The following is a 17,203-nucleotide window of genomic DNA, read 5'->3' on the forward strand; positions in this document are numbered from 1 at the left end:
CCTCCAGCGTCTGCGCGGCGGCGGGCAGGGCGGCAAGCCCGGCCGCCAGCGCGGCGAGGCCAAGCCCGCCGATATGGGTCTTCTTCATGGTGCTCCTCCCTGAGCCTGGTGATGCATCGCGCCGCACGGCAGGTGCGGCGGCATCAAGGACGCGGGCACGGAAAACCCGCGCGCCAATTGCCGGCGGCGCCATTGTCTTTTTGCAGCGTGGTGATTTATCCGGCGATGCCGGCGGTCATCGCATTCAAGGATTATAATGCTGATGCGTGGCCATGTTTCCCCCGTTGGCGGCTGTCGCCGTTGTTATTCTTCGCGAATCTGACGGACGCGTTCTTTCCTGATAGGCGGGCGGGGGAATTGGCGTCAAACCAAACCTGCCTTTTACCGGGCGGGTCAAAGCCGTCCCCTATTCGACCCATAGGGCGCGGCTATCCGCAAGCCGGCGGATTCAGGAATAGCCAATGCCTATGCGCCCGCCCCGCTTTCCGATGCATGAAAAAACCCGCTGTAACCTTGGGGCGGGGCGGAAAAGACTGGGGCGACGAACCTTGGATATGCGGGCGAAAGATGGACGGCAGCACCTCCAGCACGAACCCTGTCGCTGCCGGCGCGCCGATGCGCCCGGCAGAGGATCCGCCGCCTGCCACGCATCTTCACGCGACCTTCCTGATTGCCGGATTGTGCTGTTCGACGCTGATGACGGCCCGGCTGGTCTTGCCCAGCATGGCGCTGGAGCAGGGCGCGGGGGCTGCGCTGACGGGATTGCTGGCGGCGCTGTTCACGCTGGCGCCGATGCTGCTGAACCTGCGCTTCGGCCGCTGGGCCGATCGCGTCGGCACCCTGCGGCCGGCCATGGTCTCGGCGGGGCTGATCGCGGGGGCAAGCATTCCCGGACTGCTTCGGCCCGGACTGGCGCAGCTGCTGCTGGCGGCGGGGCTGATCGGGGCGGGCACCATGTTCGCCCATGCGGTCGCCACCCGCGCCGTGGCCCAGTCCAGCCCGACCGAGGCGGCCAGGGCGCGCAACCTGGGCACCATGCTGCTGTTCTATGCGCTGTTCCAGTTCCTGGGCCCCATCGCCGGGGCCGTCGCCCTTGAGCAGGGCGGCGCAAGGCTGGCCCTGGCCGTCACCTGCCTGCCCGGCGCGCTGGCGCTGCTGCTGCTTGGCCGGGGGCGGCATGTCTTTCGCGGCCCGGCGGGGGCGACGCGCGCCATGCCGCGGCGGCGGGGCGACCTGGTGATGCTGCCGGACTTGCGGCGCTGGCTGGTGACCGGCAGCATGTTCGGGGCGGTGCTGACCGTCTATCCCTTCGTCGTCTCGGTCCATGCCGCCATGATCGGCCTGTCCACGACGCAGGCCAGCCTGGTGCTGGGCGCCTGTTCGGCGGGCACCATCGTCGCGCGGCTTTGCGTGGCGCCCGTCGTGCGGCTGGTCCGGTTGCCGCTGGCGCTGGCGGCGGCGCTGATGCTGGGCGCGCTGGTCTATGCGCTGCTGCCCGCCATGACGGGCCTTGGCCTGTTCCTGGCGGGCAGCGCGGTGCTGGGGCTGTCGCTGGGCATGGGAGTGCCCATCGCGCTGAGCCTGCTGATGGGCACCACGCCCGAGGGGCGGGCCAACGAGACCATGGGCCTGTCCATGACCCTGACCAATTTCATCCAGACGCTGTTGCCGCTGCTGCTGGGCACCACGGGCGAGCATCTGGGCGTGGCGGGCATGGTCTGGACCATGGCGGCCGGCATGGCGGCCTGCGCGGTGCTGGCCGCGCGCGGGCGCTAGGGCGGGCCGCGCGTGTTGACAGCCGGCGGGTGCGGCGCGATACCCGGACGCAGAAAATCCCCGGTTCCGCGCGGTATTCCATGGCCTTCAATCGCCTGCATCTGATCCGACAGGTCGATCTGTTCTCGCTGAAGCTGTTTCTGTCGGCGGTCGAGGAGCGACAGATCGGCCGCGCGGCCATGCGCGAGAACATCTCGGCCTCGACCGCGACGAAACGGATCCAGGATCTCGAGGAGATCGCCGACGTCAAGCTGTTCGAGCGGACTCCCTCGGGGGTGGTGCCGACCCCGGCGGGGCGCGTGCTGGAACGCTACCTGCGCGCGATCTTCGGCCAGCTGGACGATCTGCGCAACGAGATCTCGGCTTTCTCGGAAGGCGTGCGGGGCGATCTGGTGGTGGCCTCGGCGCGTTCGATCATCGCGCCCTTCCTCGCCAAGGAACTGGGCGATTTCAGCCGCGAGTTTCCCATGGTCGACCTGGTCGTGCAGGAGGTCGAGAACGCCCGCATCGTGCAGGCCGTGCTGGGGGGCGAGGCCGAGATCGGCGTCTTTGCCGCCGCGGCCGGGCTGGACCTTTCGGGCGCCGACGTGGTGCCCTATCGCGAGGACCGCATCGTCGCCGTGGTGCCGCGCGACCATGCGCTGGCCGGGCGTGAGTCGGTGCGATTCAAGGACCTGATCGCGGAACGCTTCATCCCGGTGGCCGGCCTGCGCGAGGCGCTGGAGGCGGCGGCGGCCCGCAACCATGTCGAGTTCGCGCCGAAATACATGGTGCGCAGCGGCGGGGTGGCGACCAGCCTGGTGCAGGCCGGGCTGGGCGTGACCATCCAGCCCGAATGCCTGATCTATCGCGACATGCTCGACCAGGTCGCGGTCGTGCGGCTGGACGAGCCCTGGGCCAAGCGCCAGATCCTGATCGCCACCGCCCAGGGCAGGGTGCCGGGGCGCGCGGCCTCGGTGCTGATGGCGCAGCTTCTGGATCGCCCGCCCGCCTCGGCCTGATCCCGGCCTGATTGCGGCCACAGGTTTTTCCGATAGCCTGCATCGCTTCGGCCTGCCGAGATTGTTCTGGCCTGCCGCCCGGCATTTGCACGAAAATCGGTGGCGATACCAGACGCAGGGACGGGACCGGCCCCTGCGCGTGAAAATCGCGATGATCCGCGAAATGGGAGGAAACGACATGAAACCGATCAGCCTGGCGCTGGCCGCCGCTTTCGGCCTGGCCACGATGGCGCAACCCGGCGCGGCGCAGGATGCCGTGCATCTGAAGCTCGCCCATGGCTATCCGGCGACGCATTTCCTGTGGGAACACGGGGTGGCGCGCTTCGTGGACCGCGTGGCCGAGCAGACCGGCGGCAAGGTGACGTTCGAGGTCTTTCCCAACAGCCAGCTGGGCAAGGACCAGCTTGCGCTGCTGTCCAGCGGGCTGGCCGATGTCGCGCTGCTGACCCCGGCGATCGCGGGCGGAAAGCTGCCCCTGACCTCGGTGACCGAGCTTCCCGGCCTGTTCGGCACCTCTTGCGAGGCGACCCGGAAGTTCTCGGAAATCGCCAAGGAGGGCGGGCCGCTCAACGAAGCCGAATACAAGCCGCTCAAGCTGCATGTGCTTTATGTGCTGACCGTCCCGCCCTATACGGTCATCACCACGAAAAAGCCGGTCGCCTCGCTTGCCGACATGTCGGGGCTCAAGATCCGGGTGGCGGGCAACGCCATGACCAAGACCGTCGGCGCGCTTGGCGGCGTGCCGGTGCAGATCCCCGGACCCGAGATGTTCGACGCCCTGACCCGCGGCACGGTCGATGGCGCGCTTTATTCGCACATGGCGCTGCCCTCGCTGAAGCTCGATCAGCTGTTCAAGTATTCGGTCGGCGGCATGTCGCTGGGCGGCGGCAGCGTCGTGCTGGCCATGTCGGACCGGGCCTGGGAAGCGCTGCCCGAGGATGTGAAGGCCGCGATGAACGAGGCCGGCCCGATCACCGAGATCGAAAGCTGCAGCTGGCAGGACGAGCAGGAGGCGAGCTTCAGCAAGGAGCTGGCCGAAGAGCGCGACTGGCAGATCGCCACGCTTTCCCCCGAGGAAAAGGCGCAATGGGAGGCGCGGATCACCGAGGTCGCCAAGGACTGGGCGGCCGAGATGGAATCCACCGGCAAGCCCGGCGACGCCATCCTCGAGGCGTTCCGCAACGCCAAGGGGACCGAGTAGACCGTGGCGCCGCCCGTGCTTTCCGTCGGCCGCGCCGGCGCCGTGGGCGTCCTTGAACTGGCCCGCCCGGACAAGTTCAACGCCATCACCCACGAGGTGTTTCGCCTGATGGCCGAGGCGCTGGACGCCTTCGAGGCGGAAGGCTCGGGCATCCGCGCGGTGCTGGTCTGCGCGCAGGGCCGGCATTTCTGCACCGGCGGCGACCTGGCCGAAGCGCAGTCGATGGAGGGCGACCCGGCGGCGCTCGCGCGCTACCTGGAGGACATGAACCGGGGGCTGTGCCGGCTCGAGGCCAGCCCGCTGCCGGTCGTGGCGGCCTGCCAGGGGCTGGCGCTGGCGGGCGGGCTGGAGCTGGCGCTTTGCTGCGACGTGGTCTTTGCCGCCGGCGATGCCCGCTTCGGCGACCAGCATGCGCAATACGGGCTGGTGCCGGCCTGGGGCGCGACCCAGCGCCTGCCGCGGCTGGTCGGCATGAAGTGGGCGCTGGACCTGATGTATTCCGGCCGCTGGATCGACGCGGCGACCGCCGAAGGCTGGGGCCTGGTGAACCATGTCGTCGCGGCAGAGGGGCTGCGCCAGGCGGCGCTGGACTATTGCGCGGATCTGGCGGGGAAAAGCCGGCCCGGACTGCGCGCCATGAAGGAGCTGGCGCGGGCCTCGGAAAGCCTGCCGCTGGAGCAGGGCTTGCGCGCCGAACAGGCCAGGGTGGTCGCCGTCATGCAGGGCCCGGACCCGCAAGAGGGGATCGCGGCCTTCCTGGAAAAGCGCGCGCCGCGCTTTAGCGGCTGACCAGCGTGCCGGGGCGTCGCGCCTTGGCGCCGCCTTGCCCCTGCCGCCCCAGCCCGCCGTCCAGGCAGGTCGTTATGATGAGATGGCAGACATCGTCGATGCTCATGCGGCTGGGGCGATACCATTCGATGCTGCGGCTCATCGTGCCGATCAGGAAGGGCACGACCAGGCGGATGTCCATGTCGTCGCGAATCTCGCCCTCGCGCATGCCTTCGGCGACAAGGTCGTGCCAGATCCGGGCATAGGCGCGGCGCTCCTCGCGCTTGCGGCGCTTGAGCGTCGGCGGCAGATGCTCCCACACGCGCATGAACGAGGCCGAGTTGTTGTCGCCGGACAGGAAGGCGGTGATATGCGCCCGCATCGCCGCCGCGATCCGGTCCCGCACCGGCGCCGAGGCGCCCAGTTCCGCCACCGCCTGCGTCACCGCATCCGAGACCATGGCGATGCTGGCGCTGAGCAATTCGTCGAGGATCTGTTCCTTGGACTTGAAGTGGTAGTAGAAGCTTCCCGCCTTCATGCCCACGCGGTCGGCCAGTTCGCGCAGGTTGCATTCGCCATAGCCCTTTTCGGCGAAAAGCCGGGCGGCGGCGGCCAGGATCTCGCCCCGAGTGGTCTCGGCCTTGCGGGGCTTCGGACGGCGCTTTGGTTCGGGGGGCGTTTCCGGCATGGTCCTGGCTTTGCTTGTCCTGTTCGGCCCTATTGATCAGCCGCGCGGAAACGGGTTTGTCAACCGCGGTCGTTGCGCCTTGGCATAGGCGTATCCTATGGCCGCGGCGGATCGCGCCGCCGTTGCGGGCCCATCCCGGCCGCCTGCCCCGATCAGCTCATCCCTGGCGGCTTCTTGCGGCGGGGTCGGGTCGCCGCTGGGCATCCACGCCGCGCGCGCCGACCCAGACGCCGGTCGCGATCAGCTGCTCGACCTCGGCGCGCAGCAGATCCTGCACCGATTGCGCGGCCCGGCCCAGCGGCCGGGCGGCGTTCCACGCCAGGTTGGCGCGCCGCCACAGCCGGGGCCGCGCAAAGCGGCGCACGGACACCAAGCCCTTTGCCGCCTCTTCGGCGACCGCATGCCAGGGCAGGACCGAACAGCCATAGCCATCCGCCACCAGCCGCTTGATGCAGGGATAGGAGTCGATCTCGATGGCGGGGTCGACCTGCAGGCTCTCGGCGCGCAGGCTGTGCTCGACCATGCGGCGCAGGCCGTGGGCCTCGCTGGGCAGGATCAGCGGGCTGTCCGCCAGGATCGCCAGCCCCGCCTCGTCCGCCGGCGCGCCCGGCGGGGCAAGCAGGACCAGTTCTTCCTCGAGCAGGGGGGACGAGCGCAGGCCGGCTTCCCCGATCTCGCCGTAAAGCACGCCCAACTCGATCCTGCCCTCGCGCAGCCAGTCGCGGACAAAGCCGCTCATCGCCTCGGCGACGACGATCTTGATGCGCGGATATTGCGCGCGCGCCCTGGCGATCAGCGGCACCGACAGGATCACGCTGATCGTGCCCGGCAGGCCGATGCGCACCACCCCCGAGGGCTGGTCGCCCAGGCCCCGCAGCTCTTCCTCCAGGCTGTGCATCTCGGCCAGCAGGCCCCTGGCCCGCGCGGCCAGATGCAGCCCCGCCTCGGTCGGGGTCACGCCGCCTGCGCTGCGCAGCAGAAGCGTAGTGCCCAGTTCCTCTTCCATCTTGCGCACATGCAGCGACAGGGCCGGCTGGGCGACGCCTAGGCTGGCCGCGGCGCGCGAAAACGCGCCCTCGTCCACGATGGCAACGAAATAGCGCATTTGTCGCAGATCCACGTCGGCCTCATCGGTTGGCGGCTGGCGGGCATAGAAGCATGTCTTGCGCCGGATGGCGAGGCGGGGCGGCCGCCTCAGCGCGGCATCCCGGCGGCGGCCGGGGTTGCCGCCTGCCGCCGATACTGGGTGGGCGAGCAAGCCATGATCCGCTTGAACGCCGCGCTGAACGAGCTTTCGGATTCGTAGCCCAGCGAAAAGGCGATGGCGGCGACGTTCTCGTTGCCGCTGCGCAGCCGGTCCGCCGCCATCAGCATCCGCCAGCGCGCCAGGTAGTCCATGGCCGTGCTGCCCACCAGCGCCTTGAAGCGCTGCGCAAAGACGGTGCGCGAGATCCCGGCGACGCGCGCCAGATCCTCCAGCGTCCAGCGGCGGGCGGGCTCGGCATGGATGGCGGCGATGGCGGGGCTGATCTGCGGGTCGGTCAGCGCCAGCAGCCATCCCGGCGGCAGTTCGGTGGCGCTGTCCAGGAACAGCCGCAGCACCTGGACCAGCATCAGATGCGCCAGGTGGGTGGACATCAGCGCGCTGCCCGGCTGCCGGCCGCGCAGCTCGGCGGCCCATTGATCCAGCAGCCAGCGCAGCACCTCGGCCTGGGCCGAGGCCCTGGGAATGTTGACGATGGGCGGCAGCGCGTCGAACAGCACGGCGGCATGGCTGCCGGAAAAGGAAAAGCGGCCGCTGATCAGGAACACCTCGCCGCCGCCGTCATGGACGGCGATCCCGTCGCGGGCGGCGGCCTCGAGGATGGCCGCGCCGCTTGCCACCGGCAGGGCGGGGTCCGAGGACAGCACGAAGCCGTGGCCGCTGTTCAGCAGGAAGCAATCGCCCTCGTTCAGGCGGATGGGCTGTTGCTGCCCCTCGACCACGCCCCAGCAGCTGCCGCGCATGACGGCGGTGAACTTGATCCCCGCGTGCGGGGGGAAGGCGAAGGACCAGTCCCCCGCGGCATCGAAGCCGGCATAGAACTGACCTTGCGGCCGCAGCAGCGACAACACGTCCGAAAGCGGGTCCATCCTGAAATCCGTACGATCCAATAAGAATGACGGACTTTCTAGCATGGGTCGTTCGCGGATCAATCCCTATCTATGCCCTCGACCGAACGCCTTGCGCGTTCAGCCGCCCGTGGGTGGGCGGTCCGGTCCCGTCATTCAAAGGAAAACCGACATGAAACGCTTGCAGGACAAGGTCGCCATCGTCACCGGCGCGGGCAGCGGCACCGGCATGGGCGCGGTGATCGCCCGCGTCTTCGCCGAGGAAGGCGCGACCGTCGTCGTGACCGCCAATGCCAACCGGCAGGAGAACATGGACCGGCTGGTCGCCGAGATCACGGCCAAGGGGCAGCGCGCCTCTGCGGCGGTGCTGGACGTGACGCGGCAGGACCAATGGGCCGCGGTCCTGGCCGAGACCATCGACCGCCATGGCCGCATCGACATCCTGATCAACAACGCCGGCACGCCGGGGCCGCGCGACGGCAGCTGGGACAAGGCCACGGCCGAGGATTTCCACCATGTCATCGACGTGAACCTGAACAGCCAGTTCTACGGCATCAAGGCCGTCGCGCCGCAGATGGAGCGGCAGGGCGGCGGCGCCATCGTCAACATCTCCTCGGCCGCGGGCATCATCGTGTTCCCGGACGTGCCACCGGGCTACAGCGCCTCGAAAGGGGCAAGCCGCCACCTGACCAAGGCCGCGGCGGTGGATTTCGCCCGCCGCGGCATCCGCGTCAACGGCATCTATCCCGGCCTGATCGACACGCCCATGGCCACCCATTTCACCGAAGACCCCGAGATGCTGGAGGGCCTGCTGAGGGGCATTCCCATCGGCCGCGTCGGCACATCCGAGGAAATCGCCAGGGCGGCGCTGTTCCTGGCCAGCGACGAATCCTCCTACGTCATCGGCGCCGAGCTGGTGGTCGATGGCGGCCTGACCATCATCTGAGCGAAAGAAAGAACATGAGCTACCAACCGAAAACCTGGCTGATCACCGGCGCCTCGTCCGGCTTCGGCAAGGCGCTGGCCGAGGCGGTCGTCGCCCATGGCGACAATGCGGTGATCACCGCCCGCCGCCTCGACCGGCTGCAAGAGATCGCGCGCGGCCACGAGGATCGCGTGCGGCCGCTGGCCGTGGACGTGACCGATGCGGCTGCGCGCGACAGGGCGGTGGCCGAGACGCTGGCGCGCTTTGGCCGCATCGACGTTCTGGCCAATGTCGCCGGTCGCGGCGTGGCGGGCGCTTGCGAGGAGTTCAGCCTTGACCAGCTGCGCGAGCAGATGGAGCTGAACTTCTTCGCCGCGGCCGAGATGACCCGCGCCGTGCTGCCGCAGATGCGGGCGCAGGGCGCGGGCAACATCCTGACCGTCAGCTCCATCGCCGGGCTGGTGGCGATGAACGCGGCCGGTCCCTATTGCGCGGCGAAATTCGCCATCGAGGGCTGGACGGAATCGCTGGCCATCGAGGCCAAGCCCCTGGGCATCCACGTCACCCTGGTCGAACCCGGCGCCTTCCGCACCGAATTCGCCGGCGACGCGAACATGCGCCCGGTCCATCGCATCGACGCCTGGCGCCCGATGGTCGAGACCTTCGAGGGCTATCTGGAAAGCTCCTCCGGCAAGCAGATGGGCGACCCGGCGAAGGCCGCGCAGCGGATGCTGGAGGTGGTGGCCAGCGACGCCCCGCCCACGCGCCTGATGCTGGGCCGCGACGCCTGGTCGATCTGGGACACCACCATCGCCGGGCGCCTGGAAGACATGAACGCCTGGCGCGCGCGCGGCGAGGATACGGCTTTCGACGGTGCCGACGTCGTCGAGATCGCGCTTTAGGCAGCTGCGCAACCCGCCGCCCATCGCGGCACCGACTCCCCATCTTTTCGTAAAGGACAATGACATGAGCAAGATCTGGTTCATCACCGGCGCCTCCTCGGGCTTCGGCAAGGCGCTGGCCGAGGCGGTTCTGGCGCGCGGCGACAGCGCCGTGCTGACCGCCCGCCGCGCCGCCCCGCTGCAAGAGATCGCGGCCGGCCACGGCGACCGCGCCCTTGCGCTCCAGCTGGACGTGACCGACGCCGCCGCCCGCGGCCGGGCGCTGGCGCAGGCGACCGGGCAATTCGGCCGCATCGATGTGCTGGCCAATATCGCCGGCGCAGGCTCCTATGGCGCGCTCGAGGAATTCACCCCCGAGCAGATCCGCGCCCAGATGGAGCTGAACTTCTTTGCCGCCGCGGAACTGTCGCGCGCGGTGCTGCCGCAGATGCGCGCGCGGAAGTCTGGCCATATCCTGAACCTGACCAGCATCGCGGGCCTCGTGGCCTTCCCCGGCAGCGGCCTCTACAACGCGTCCAAGTTCGCGCTGGAAGGCTTTACCGAGGCGCTGCATCACGAGGTCAAGCCGTTGGGCATCCGGGTGACGCTGATCGAGCCGGGTGCCTTCCGCACCGGCTTCGCCGGCAGCGCGGCGATGAAGGCCGAGGGCCGGATCCAGGATTACGCGGCGCTGAATGCGGGGATGGAGGACTATTACGCCACCCAGGACGGCCAGCAGATGGGCGATCCGGTCAAGGCCGCGCAGGTCATCATCGACATGGTGGACGGCGACACGGCCCCGGTGCGGCTGATGCTGGGCGAGGACGCATACCAGCTGTGGGAAGGCGCCGTCGCCTCGCGCGCCCGCGACCTGGCGACCTGGCGTCAGCGCGGCGAGGATACGGCCATTCCCGGCGCGCTGAAGAACACCGCCCAGGCGCTGTAGGATCGGCCCCTGCGCCCAAGGTCCGACGGATGGCATGACGGACGCCGCCCCCCGCGCGGGGGCGGCGTTCTTGCTGTCCGGCCGCCGGCCGCCGGCGTCGGCATCGTCGAAGAAAGCTTCCCGTTGCGCGCGCCGCCGCGGCCCCGTCCGCGTCACATCCCGTCGAGGTAGCGTTCCGCGTCCAGGGCGGCCTGACAGCCGCTTGCCGCGCTGGTGACAGCCTGGCGATAGATCTGGTCCTGCACGTCGCCCGCGGCGAAGACGCCGGGGATCGAGGTCTGGGTCGCCATGCCGTGCCGCCCGCCCTGGGTGACCAGATAGCCATTGTCCATCTCGAGCTGCCCGGTAAACAGGTCGGTGTTCGGATGATGGCCGATGGCGATGAAGACGCCGTCCACCGCGATCTCGTCGGTGGTCCCGTCCGCGGTGCTGCGCAGCCGGACATGGGTCACGCCGCGGTCGTCGCCCAGAATCTCGTCGATCTGGCTGTTCCAGCGCAGGGTGATCCTGCCGGCGGCGACCTTCTCCATCAGCTTGTCCTGCATGATCTTTTCGCAGCGCAGCTTGTCGCGGCGGTGGACCAGGGTGACATGGCTGGCGATATTGGCCAGATACAGCGCCTCTTCCACCGCGGTATTGCCGCCGCCGACCACGGCGACCGGCCTGCCCTTGTAGAAGAAGCCGTCGCAGGTCGCGCAGGCCGAGACGCCGCGGCCCATCATCGCCTGTTCGGACGCCAGTCCCAGGTATTTCGCCGAGGCGCCGGTGGCGATGATCAGCGCGTCGCAGGTATAGCTGCCGCCGTCGCCCTGCAGCCGGATCGGCCGGGCGGCCAGGTCGGCTGCGTTGATGTGGTCGTGGACATAGTCCGTCTCGAAGCGCTCGGCATGTTGCTGGAAGCGGACCATCAGGTCGGGGCCCTGCACGCCCTCGGCATCGGCGGGCCAGTTGTCGACGTCGGTGGTGGTCATCAGTTGCCCGCCATGCGCCATCCCGGCGATGAGCATGGGCCTGAGATTGGCGCGGGCGGCATAGATCGCGGCGGTATTGCCGGCCGGGCCCGAGCCCAGGATGATCAGTTTCGAATGGCGTTCCGTCATGGCAGTTCCTTGGTTAGGGTTGGTTCGGCCAGCAGCGCGGCAAGGCCGGGCAGTTGCTCGACCAGCGGCTGCGGATCGTCGAGGCAGCGCAGGTCCAGCCAGACCGCGCCCTCGGCGATCCGCCCGATCACCGGCAGCGGCAGGCGGCGCAGCGCCCGCGCGATCCGCTCGGCGCTGGCGCCCGGCGCGGGGATGCGCAAGGCCAGGCTCGGCAGCTTTTCCAGCGGCAGCGCGCCCGAGCCGATCTGCGCCTGCGAGGCCGCGATCTCGGGCGCATGGCCGGCCGGCAGGGCGGCGGCCAGCGCGGGCAGGATCGCCTGGGCCATGGCCTGCATCTCGTCGGGCCGCCGGGCCAGGTGGCGCAGGGTCGGCAGCCGGTCCGCCAGCCGGTCGGGGTCGCGGTAAAGCGCCAGCGTCGCCTCCAGCGCCGCCAGCCGCACCTTGTCGAGCCGCAGGGCGCGTTTCAGCGGATGTTTCGCGCACCGTTCCACCAGGTCGCGGCGCCCGGCGATGAAGCCCGCCTGCGGCCCGCCGAGCAGCTTATCGCCGGAAAACGTCACCAGGTCCACGCCCTCGGCCAGCGCATCCTGCACGCTGCGTTCATGCGGCAGGCCCCAGCGCGACAGGTCGACCAGCGTGCCCGAGCCCAGGTCGTCGACCAGCGGCAAGCCGTGCCTGCGCGCCACCGGCAGCAGGTCCGGGCAGCGCGTCTCATGCGTGAAGCCCAGCACCTGGTAGTTCGAGGGATGCACCTTCAGCAGCAGCGCGGTGTCGGGGCCGATGGCGCCTTCGTAGTCGCGCAGATGGGTGCGGTTGGTGGTGCCGACCTCGCGCAGGCGAGTGCCGGCGCTTTCCATGATCTGCGGCATGCGGAACGAGCCGCCGATCTCGATCAGCTCGCCGCGCGAGACGATGGTCTCGCGCCCCTGGGCCAGCGCCGCCAGCACCAGCAGGATGGCGGCGGCGTTGTTGTTGACGATGCAGGCGGCCTCGGCGCCGGTGATCTCGGCGACCAGCGCCTGCACGGCATCGTCGCGCTGGCCGCGCCGGCCGGCGTCGAGGTCGTATTCCAGCGCCAGCGGCCCGGTCATGGCGCGGTTGGCGGCCTCGACCGCTCGCGGGGCATAAAGCGCGCGGCCGAGATTGGTGTGCAGCACCGTGCCGGTCATGTTGAGCACGCGCCTCATCGCCGGCGCGCTGCGGCTGTCGAGCCTTTCCAGCGCGGCCCCGGCCACCCTCCGGGCGGCGCTTTCCCGGTCCTCGGCCTCTGCGGTGCCGGCCAGCAGGTGCTGGCGGTATTCGTCCAGCAATTCGCGGATGCAGGCTAGGCTGGCGGCATGGCCGTGCGCCTCGACGCAGGCGCGGCCGGCGGGCGTTTGCACGATCTCGTGCAGGGGCGGCAGGGTGGAAAGCTTGGATTGCATCTGTCAGTCCTTTGGGTGCCGGGTTGCTGCGGCCATGATGCGCGGCCCGGCGGCGATGCGACAGGGTCTTGGCGATCTTACCTGAACCTTGCCGCGGCCTGGGCGATGGCGGCGATCTTGTCGCAGGCGAGGTCGCCGCAGCAGATCGGGTTGTCGGCGAAGGTGGCGAAGCCGCAATCGGGATGCAGCAGCACCCGCTCGCGCCCGAAGAGCGCGATGGCGCGCGCGATGCGGGCGGCGACCTCGTCCACCGCCTCGGCCGCCTGCAGCTTCTGGTTCACCACGCCCACGCCGATGCGCGCGTCCTCGGGCAGGGCCGTCAGGATCGACATGTCGCCCGCTCGCGGCGTCGCGGCCTCTAGCAGATAGGCGCCCGCGCGGACCTGGGCCAGGGTGTCGATCAGCGGCGCATAGCTGCCGCTCAGCGCCACCGACTCGTCGGGGGTCCAGTTGCCGCGGCAGACATGCAGCGCGATGCGGTCGCGGTCGAAGCCGTCGAAGACCGCGTTCAGCAGGTCGCGGGCAAAGTCCAGCTCATGCTCGGGCGCCAGCGTTTCCGACAGCGCGCCGCACATGAAGCTGCGCTTGTTCTTGGCGCCGGAAAAGACCACGTCCGACAGCACCGGCTCGTCGAACTGGATCAGCGCGGCGCCGGCCTCGACCAGTTCGGCTAGTTCCTCGCGCAGGACGCGCACGATGTCGGCGGCGATCTCTTCGCGGCTGGCATAGGCGCGGTCCGAGATGCATTCCATCCACATGGTCCGGGTCAGCAGATAGGGGCCGGGCAGGGCGACCTTGACCGGCCTGTCGGTCAGTGCGCGGGCGAAATCGACCTCATGCGCGACGATGGGGCAGGTGCGGCGCAGCCGGCCGAAGACCGCCGGGTGGCGCACATCGCCGGCGGGGATGTCGAGCGCGCGCAGCTCGGCCTCGAACTCCTCGGGGTGGTCGACCAGGGGCAGCAGGTCGGTCAGCGGGATCAGCTGGCAGTTTTCCAGCCGGGTGGCGACGAAACTGGCATAGCTGTCGCGGCGCTGTTCGCCGTCGGTGACGACATCGGCGCCGGCGCGTTCCTGCGCGGCGACGGCCAGCCGCACCGCGTCGTCGGCGGTTTGGTGAAAGGCGGCCTCGGACAGGCGGCCCTCGACATGGGCGTGCATGGCCTCGACCATCCAGCGCGGCCGCGGCCACGAGCCCATGCCCATCACCGCCAGCGGCGGCACCGGCGGGACGGGGCGCGCTACCCGCGGCGGCAGGGGGGCCGGTTCGGCGGGAACGGCGGCCGGCGGCTCGGCCCGGCGTTCCGACAGCGCGCCCTTGCAGATCAGGAAGGACCGCTGCCTTCCCTCGCGATGGACCGACAGGAACGCGTTGCCGGTCATCCGGCACCAGGCCGGCAGATCCTCGTCCACCGAGATCTCGGTCGAGAGGATCTCCAGCAGGCCGCCGCGCGGCAGCGGGTCGATATGCTTGCGGATCAGCAGCAAAAGGCCGTTGCCGCAATCCAGGTCGCCGCCGTCGAAGGACACGTCGGGCGGCAGCGGATGGGGGGTGGTCATGGGCGGTTCCTCCGGCGAAAGGGGGCCGCCGGCTGCCCGGCGGTCCATGGGTCAGCCGCCGCGGCGGCGGGCCAGTTCATAGCCGATCGCGCCCGAGGCGATCACCGCCACGGCAAGCGCCAGCAGCAGCGCGGGCGACAGCGGCGCCCCGGCCGGGACCGGCACCACCGAGGCGGTCATCGGCGCAGCCGCCGGGGCCGGGGCCATGCCGCCCTCGGGCCTGGCCAGCGTTTCCAGCGCGACCTGGGTGCCATAGCTGCGCGCCAGCAGCGCCCGGCCCAGATCCTTGAAGATCGACTGGCCGGTGACGCGGCCCTGTCCCAGCACCAGGTCCACATTGGCGATCTGCGGCCCGCCCAGATCGGCCGAGCGGTTGCCCTGCCTGTCCTCGACATGCCAGGAGGTGACGTGATCGCCCTCGACGCTGTTGACCACGACCTTGAAATAGCCCTCGGGCCCGTCGACGGACTGGCCGGGTTTCAGGCGGATTTCCTGCTTGTTGGTCAGCATGAAGCCGAAGGCGTGGCCGGTCGGGCAGGTCACGGGCCAGACCGCGAAACGCGGGTCGCGGGCGAAATCGGCGCCGTAATCGAAGGCGAAGGCATCGTCATAGACCTTGAGACTGACCTTGCCGCCCTCGAACGCCGCGGGCCAGGGCGACAGGAACGCCACCACGTCGCCATGTTCGAACACCAGCGCCTTGCGGGCGTCGTGGTCCTCGATCAGCCGGTCGGACAGCACCGGGCCGAGGGTCTTGGCGGCGACGACCGCGCCGGCCTCGACCAGTTCCACCGTCGCGGTGCCGGCGGCCTCATCCACCGCGGCGACGCGCAGGGTCTGCCCGCCCATGGTCCAGGCGTCGCCCGGCGCGGCGAGGCCCTTGAACACCTCGGTCTCGGCATAGGTCATGCGGTCCATCCGCACCCCGGCCAGCCAGTCGAACACCAGCGCCTCGCGGCTCATCTCGCGCAGCTTGCCCTGGTTGTAGAGCTGTGCGAAGGAATTGCCCCACCAGTTCGGTTCCGTGGTGGAAAAGGCGGGCGAGCCGAAGGCCCATTCCCAGTCGAGGCCGGAAATGGTGCGCACATGCAGGGTGTGGTTCACCATCTGCTCGTGCCCGATGCTGGCGTAGTAGTGATAGACGGTGCCGCCCACCGCCACAGCCTGGCCGGCGGGGATGGTCACGTCCCTGTGCATCACCACGGTCATGTCGTAGTCGATATAGGTCGCGGTCCGGCCCAGGATCGGCACCTTCTCGCCGCGCAGGGCGACCTCGCCGCCCCAGCTGTCCTCCAGATAGGCCAGCCCGCCCGGCGGGATGACGACCTCGCCGTTCTCGACCCGGCTCTGGCGGATCAGCACGCTGTCATGCTTCAGCGAGCGGCGGTCGAAGTCGTCGAAGGTCTCGAGCCCCTGATGCAACCCCGGCAGGCCCGCGACATAGGCCGGGTTCACCCCGCGCTCGGTCGGCAATGAGAACGGTGGCGGGGCGATCTCGGCCGCGGCCATGGGGTTGGCCAGGGGCCAGCCGTCCCTGGGTGGGATCAGCAGGGCGGAATCCTCGGCATGGACGGGGGTGGCAAGGGCCGCCGCGCAGGCGAGGGAAAGGAAGATGCGTTTCATGGCCATCCTCTAGGGGTTCACGCGCCGCGCGGGCAGCGCGCAGGATCCGGCCCGGCGCGAGAGGAACAGCATCCCCCAGCCGGTCAGGGCCAGCGTGTTCACCAGCAACAACCATTTCGGCACGCCCGCCAACGCCGATCCGATGACGCCGAGGCCCACCACCGACAGCACCGGGGCAAGGCAGGACACGCAGACCGCGCCAAGCGCCATCAGCCCGCCGCCTGCCGCGATGGCGCCGCCGCCCCTGCGGCCGGTCCGCAGCGCGAAGACGGCGAAGGCCACCGCCACGCCCACCGTGGCCGCCGTCAGATATTCCTGCTTGCGCAGGAAGCTGACGGCGAAGGCGCGGTTGCGGTCGAAGGTCAGGGTGCCGGAGGCGACGAACTCTTCCGGCAGGAAGCCGCAGTCGAGCGCGTCGGCGACCGACCTGGGCATCTCGAACAGCAGGAACGACAGGCCGACATAGGCGGCGCAGGCCAGCAGGAAGGCCGCGAGCATGGGTTTCCAGCGGGTCATGTCAGTAGCAGATCGAGGGGGCGCCGTCGGACATGAACTCGACCAGCTTGGCACCGCCCACCACCTTGGCCCCCGCGATCAGGCTGTCCTCGTCGAGCCCGCGCTTCTTGAAGCAGGGCGAGCAGACGTAGATCTCGCCCCCGGCCTCGGCAAAGCTGGCCATCAGCTCGGCAAGCGGCGCGAAGCCTTCCTCGTGGATGTCGTCGGCATAGCCTTTCTGCGACAGCCGGGTGCCCTCGATGGACAGGAAGACGACGGCCTCCTTGTCCGAGGCGACGGCGGCATTGGCCACCACGAAGCCGACGGTGGCCTTGTCGGTATTGTCGCGGGCGCAGCTGATCGAGACGACGAATTTTCCGGGCATGGGTTTCTCCTGATTGATGCGGGTCGGGTTCAGCTCCAGTCGTCGCGCGACCGGATCCAGAACGAATGGGTGGCCGGGTCGTGGCGCAGCAGGTCGCAACGCGTCATGCGGCACCAGGCGGGAATGTCCTCGGGCGCGCCGGGATCGGTGGCGACGACGCGCAGCACCCGCCCCGGCATCTTGCGCAAGCGGATGCGCAACAGCACCACCAGCTCGCCGCAGCCGAGCGCGCCGGCATCGAAGACGGTTTCGTCGGTCATTCCGGCTGGTCCTTGGCCAAGGCCCGGCTGCCGGATCGGGGCGATCCGGGGTTCGGGGC

At 69.8% G+C, this 17,203-nt stretch carries 18 protein-coding genes; 7 read left to right on the forward strand and 11 right to left on the reverse strand.

Features of this window, described 5'->3' with window-relative positions; translation table 11 throughout:
• Positions 1–193: hypothetical protein (locus tag IT40_RS29780; protein ID WP_208855412.1), on the reverse strand; the 193-nt coding region annotated here is incomplete at its 3' end.
• Positions 194–567: 374 nt separating this feature from the next.
• On the opposite strand from IT40_RS29780, the gene IT40_RS28055 reads away from it, so the two are divergent.
• The 4 genes from IT40_RS28055 to IT40_RS23865 all read left to right on the forward strand — a co-directional run bounded on the left by IT40_RS28055 (position 568) and on the right by IT40_RS23865 (position 4,767).
• Entirely contained in the window at positions 568–1,776 is a 1,209-nt protein-coding gene (locus IT40_RS28055) for an MFS transporter (protein WP_166436089.1), read from the forward strand.
• Between the two features lie 80 nt (positions 1,777–1,856).
• Positions 1,857–2,777 carry a LysR family transcriptional regulator gene (locus IT40_RS23855; RefSeq protein ID WP_036760353.1) on the forward strand — a complete coding sequence of 307 codons (921 nt, stop codon included), beginning with the start codon at positions 1,857–1,859 and terminating at the stop codon, positions 2,775–2,777.
• 178 nt (positions 2,778–2,955) lie between these two features.
• Positions 2,956–3,978, forward strand: a complete 1,023-nt coding sequence (locus tag IT40_RS23860) for a TRAP transporter substrate-binding protein (RefSeq protein WP_166435380.1) — start codon at positions 2,956–2,958, stop codon at positions 3,976–3,978.
• Positions 3,979–3,981: 3 nt separating this feature from the next.
• Positions 3,982–4,767: an enoyl-CoA hydratase/isomerase family protein gene (locus IT40_RS23865; protein ID WP_036760359.1), complete on the forward strand. Its 786-nt coding sequence runs from the start codon at positions 3,982–3,984 to the stop codon at positions 4,765–4,767.
• On the opposite strand, the gene IT40_RS23870 is transcribed toward IT40_RS23865, so the two are convergent.
• The 3 genes from IT40_RS23870 to IT40_RS23880 all read right to left on the reverse strand — a co-directional run bounded on the left by IT40_RS23870 (position 4,757) and on the right by IT40_RS23880 (position 7,567).
• Positions 4,757–5,434, reverse strand: a complete 678-nt coding sequence (locus IT40_RS23870) for a TetR/AcrR family transcriptional regulator (RefSeq protein WP_052096264.1) — start codon at positions 5,432–5,434, stop codon at positions 4,757–4,759. The two genes, IT40_RS23865 and IT40_RS23870, sit on opposite strands and share 11 nt — an antisense overlap.
• Positions 5,435–5,591: 157 nt before the next feature.
• Positions 5,592–6,539 (reverse strand): LysR family transcriptional regulator, encoded by a 948-nt coding sequence (locus IT40_RS23875; RefSeq protein WP_036760361.1) that lies wholly within the window; start codon positions 6,537–6,539, stop codon positions 5,592–5,594.
• Between the two features lie 89 nt (positions 6,540–6,628).
• Positions 6,629–7,567, reverse strand: a complete 939-nt coding sequence (locus IT40_RS23880) for an AraC family transcriptional regulator (RefSeq protein WP_036760363.1) — start codon at positions 7,565–7,567, stop codon at positions 6,629–6,631.
• Positions 7,568–7,718: 151 nt separating this feature from the next.
• Here IT40_RS23880 and IT40_RS23885 point away from each other — a divergent pair, with 151 nt between their 5' ends.
• The 3 genes from IT40_RS23885 to IT40_RS23895 all read left to right on the forward strand — a co-directional run bounded on the left by IT40_RS23885 (position 7,719) and on the right by IT40_RS23895 (position 10,298).
• Positions 7,719–8,492, forward strand: a complete 774-nt coding sequence (locus IT40_RS23885; protein WP_036760369.1) for an SDR family NAD(P)-dependent oxidoreductase — start codon at positions 7,719–7,721, stop codon at positions 8,490–8,492.
• A 14-nt stretch (positions 8,493–8,506) separates the two neighbouring features.
• Positions 8,507–9,373 carry an oxidoreductase gene (locus IT40_RS23890; RefSeq protein WP_036760370.1) on the forward strand — a complete coding sequence of 289 codons (867 nt, stop codon included), beginning with the start codon at positions 8,507–8,509 and terminating at the stop codon, positions 9,371–9,373.
• A gap of 64 nt (positions 9,374–9,437) precedes the next feature.
• Positions 9,438–10,298 carry an oxidoreductase gene (locus tag IT40_RS23895; protein ID WP_036760371.1) on the forward strand — a complete coding sequence of 287 codons (861 nt, stop codon included), beginning with the start codon at positions 9,438–9,440 and terminating at the stop codon, positions 10,296–10,298.
• Positions 10,299–10,450: 152 nt separating this feature from the next.
• Here the strand turns inward: IT40_RS23895 and trxB are convergent, their stop codons facing one another.
• From trxB to IT40_RS23925, 7 genes are all read right to left on the reverse strand, one after another.
• Entirely contained in the window at positions 10,451–11,398 is a 948-nt protein-coding gene (gene trxB, locus IT40_RS23900; RefSeq protein WP_036760372.1) for a thioredoxin-disulfide reductase, read from the reverse strand.
• Positions 11,395–12,822 (reverse strand): L-seryl-tRNA(Sec) selenium transferase, encoded by a 1,428-nt coding sequence (gene selA / locus IT40_RS23905; protein WP_036760373.1) that lies wholly within the window; start codon positions 12,820–12,822, stop codon positions 11,395–11,397. The genes trxB and selA overlap by 4 nt, the downstream gene beginning before the upstream one ends.
• Before the next feature lie 77 nt (positions 12,823–12,899).
• On the reverse strand, positions 12,900–14,381 hold the full coding sequence (locus IT40_RS23910; protein ID WP_036760394.1) for a 5-methyltetrahydropteroyltriglutamate--homocysteine methyltransferase: 1,482 nt from the start codon (positions 14,379–14,381) through the stop codon (positions 12,900–12,902).
• A 51-nt stretch (positions 14,382–14,432) separates the two neighbouring features.
• On the reverse strand, positions 14,433–16,004 hold the full coding sequence (locus tag IT40_RS23915; protein WP_116171117.1) for a hypothetical protein: 1,572 nt from the start codon (positions 16,002–16,004) through the stop codon (positions 14,433–14,435).
• 9 nt (positions 16,005–16,013) lie between these two features.
• Complete coding sequence (locus IT40_RS28975; RefSeq protein ID WP_147307269.1) at positions 16,014–16,502, reverse strand: hypothetical protein; 489 nt, start codon at positions 16,500–16,502, stop codon at positions 16,014–16,016.
• Between the two features lie 19 nt (positions 16,503–16,521).
• Entirely contained in the window at positions 16,522–16,884 is a 363-nt protein-coding gene (locus IT40_RS23920; RefSeq protein ID WP_036760380.1) for a DsrE family protein, read from the reverse strand.
• A gap of 29 nt (positions 16,885–16,913) precedes the next feature.
• On the reverse strand, positions 16,914–17,144 hold the full coding sequence (locus tag IT40_RS23925) for a sulfurtransferase TusA family protein (protein ID WP_036760382.1): 231 nt from the start codon (positions 17,142–17,144) through the stop codon (positions 16,914–16,916).
• Between the last annotated feature and the right edge of the window lie 59 nt (positions 17,145–17,203).

This window comes from Paracoccus versutus (assembly GCF_000763885.1).
GTDB classification, from domain to species: domain Bacteria; phylum Pseudomonadota; class Alphaproteobacteria; order Rhodobacterales; family Rhodobacteraceae; genus Paracoccus; species Paracoccus versutus.

What these genes read in the sequence shown, in the direction of transcription:
- IT40_RS23895 (WP_036760371.1), top strand. Translation starts at nt 9,438, where the DNA reads ATGAGCAAGATCTGGTTCATCACCGGCGCCTCCTCGGGCTTCGGCAAG.
- IT40_RS23920 (WP_036760380.1), bottom strand. Translation starts at nt 16,884, where the DNA reads ATGCCCGGAAAATTCGTCGTCTCGATCAGCTGCGCCCGCGACAATACC.
- IT40_RS23880 (WP_036760363.1), bottom strand. Translation starts at nt 7,567, where the DNA reads ATGGACCCGCTTTCGGACGTGTTGTCGCTGCTGCGGCCGCAAGGTCAG.
- IT40_RS23885 (WP_036760369.1), top strand. Translation starts at nt 7,719, where the DNA reads ATGAAACGCTTGCAGGACAAGGTCGCCATCGTCACCGGCGCGGGCAGC.
- IT40_RS23855 (WP_036760353.1), top strand. Translation starts at nt 1,857, where the DNA reads ATGGCCTTCAATCGCCTGCATCTGATCCGACAGGTCGATCTGTTCTCG.
- IT40_RS23915 (WP_116171117.1), bottom strand. Translation starts at nt 16,004, where the DNA reads ATGAAACGCATCTTCCTTTCCCTCGCCTGCGCGGCGGCCCTTGCCACC.
- IT40_RS28055 (WP_166436089.1), top strand. Translation starts at nt 568, where the DNA reads ATGGACGGCAGCACCTCCAGCACGAACCCTGTCGCTGCCGGCGCGCCG.
- IT40_RS23860 (WP_166435380.1), top strand. Translation starts at nt 2,956, where the DNA reads ATGAAACCGATCAGCCTGGCGCTGGCCGCCGCTTTCGGCCTGGCCACG.
- IT40_RS23870 (WP_052096264.1), bottom strand. Translation starts at nt 5,434, where the DNA reads ATGCCGGAAACGCCCCCCGAACCAAAGCGCCGTCCGAAGCCCCGCAAG.
- trxB (WP_036760372.1), bottom strand. Translation starts at nt 11,398, where the DNA reads ATGACGGAACGCCATTCGAAACTGATCATCCTGGGCTCGGGCCCGGCC.
- IT40_RS23910 (WP_036760394.1), bottom strand. Translation starts at nt 14,381, where the DNA reads ATGACCACCCCCCATCCGCTGCCGCCCGACGTGTCCTTCGACGGCGGC.
- IT40_RS23890 (WP_036760370.1), top strand. Translation starts at nt 8,507, where the DNA reads ATGAGCTACCAACCGAAAACCTGGCTGATCACCGGCGCCTCGTCCGGC.
- selA (WP_036760373.1), bottom strand. Translation starts at nt 12,822, where the DNA reads ATGCAATCCAAGCTTTCCACCCTGCCGCCCCTGCACGAGATCGTGCAA.
- IT40_RS23925 (WP_036760382.1), bottom strand. Translation starts at nt 17,144, where the DNA reads ATGACCGACGAAACCGTCTTCGATGCCGGCGCGCTCGGCTGCGGCGAG.
- IT40_RS23875 (WP_036760361.1), bottom strand. Translation starts at nt 6,539, where the DNA reads ATGCGCTATTTCGTTGCCATCGTGGACGAGGGCGCGTTTTCGCGCGCC.
- IT40_RS28975 (WP_147307269.1), bottom strand. Translation starts at nt 16,502, where the DNA reads ATGCTCGCGGCCTTCCTGCTGGCCTGCGCCGCCTATGTCGGCCTGTCG.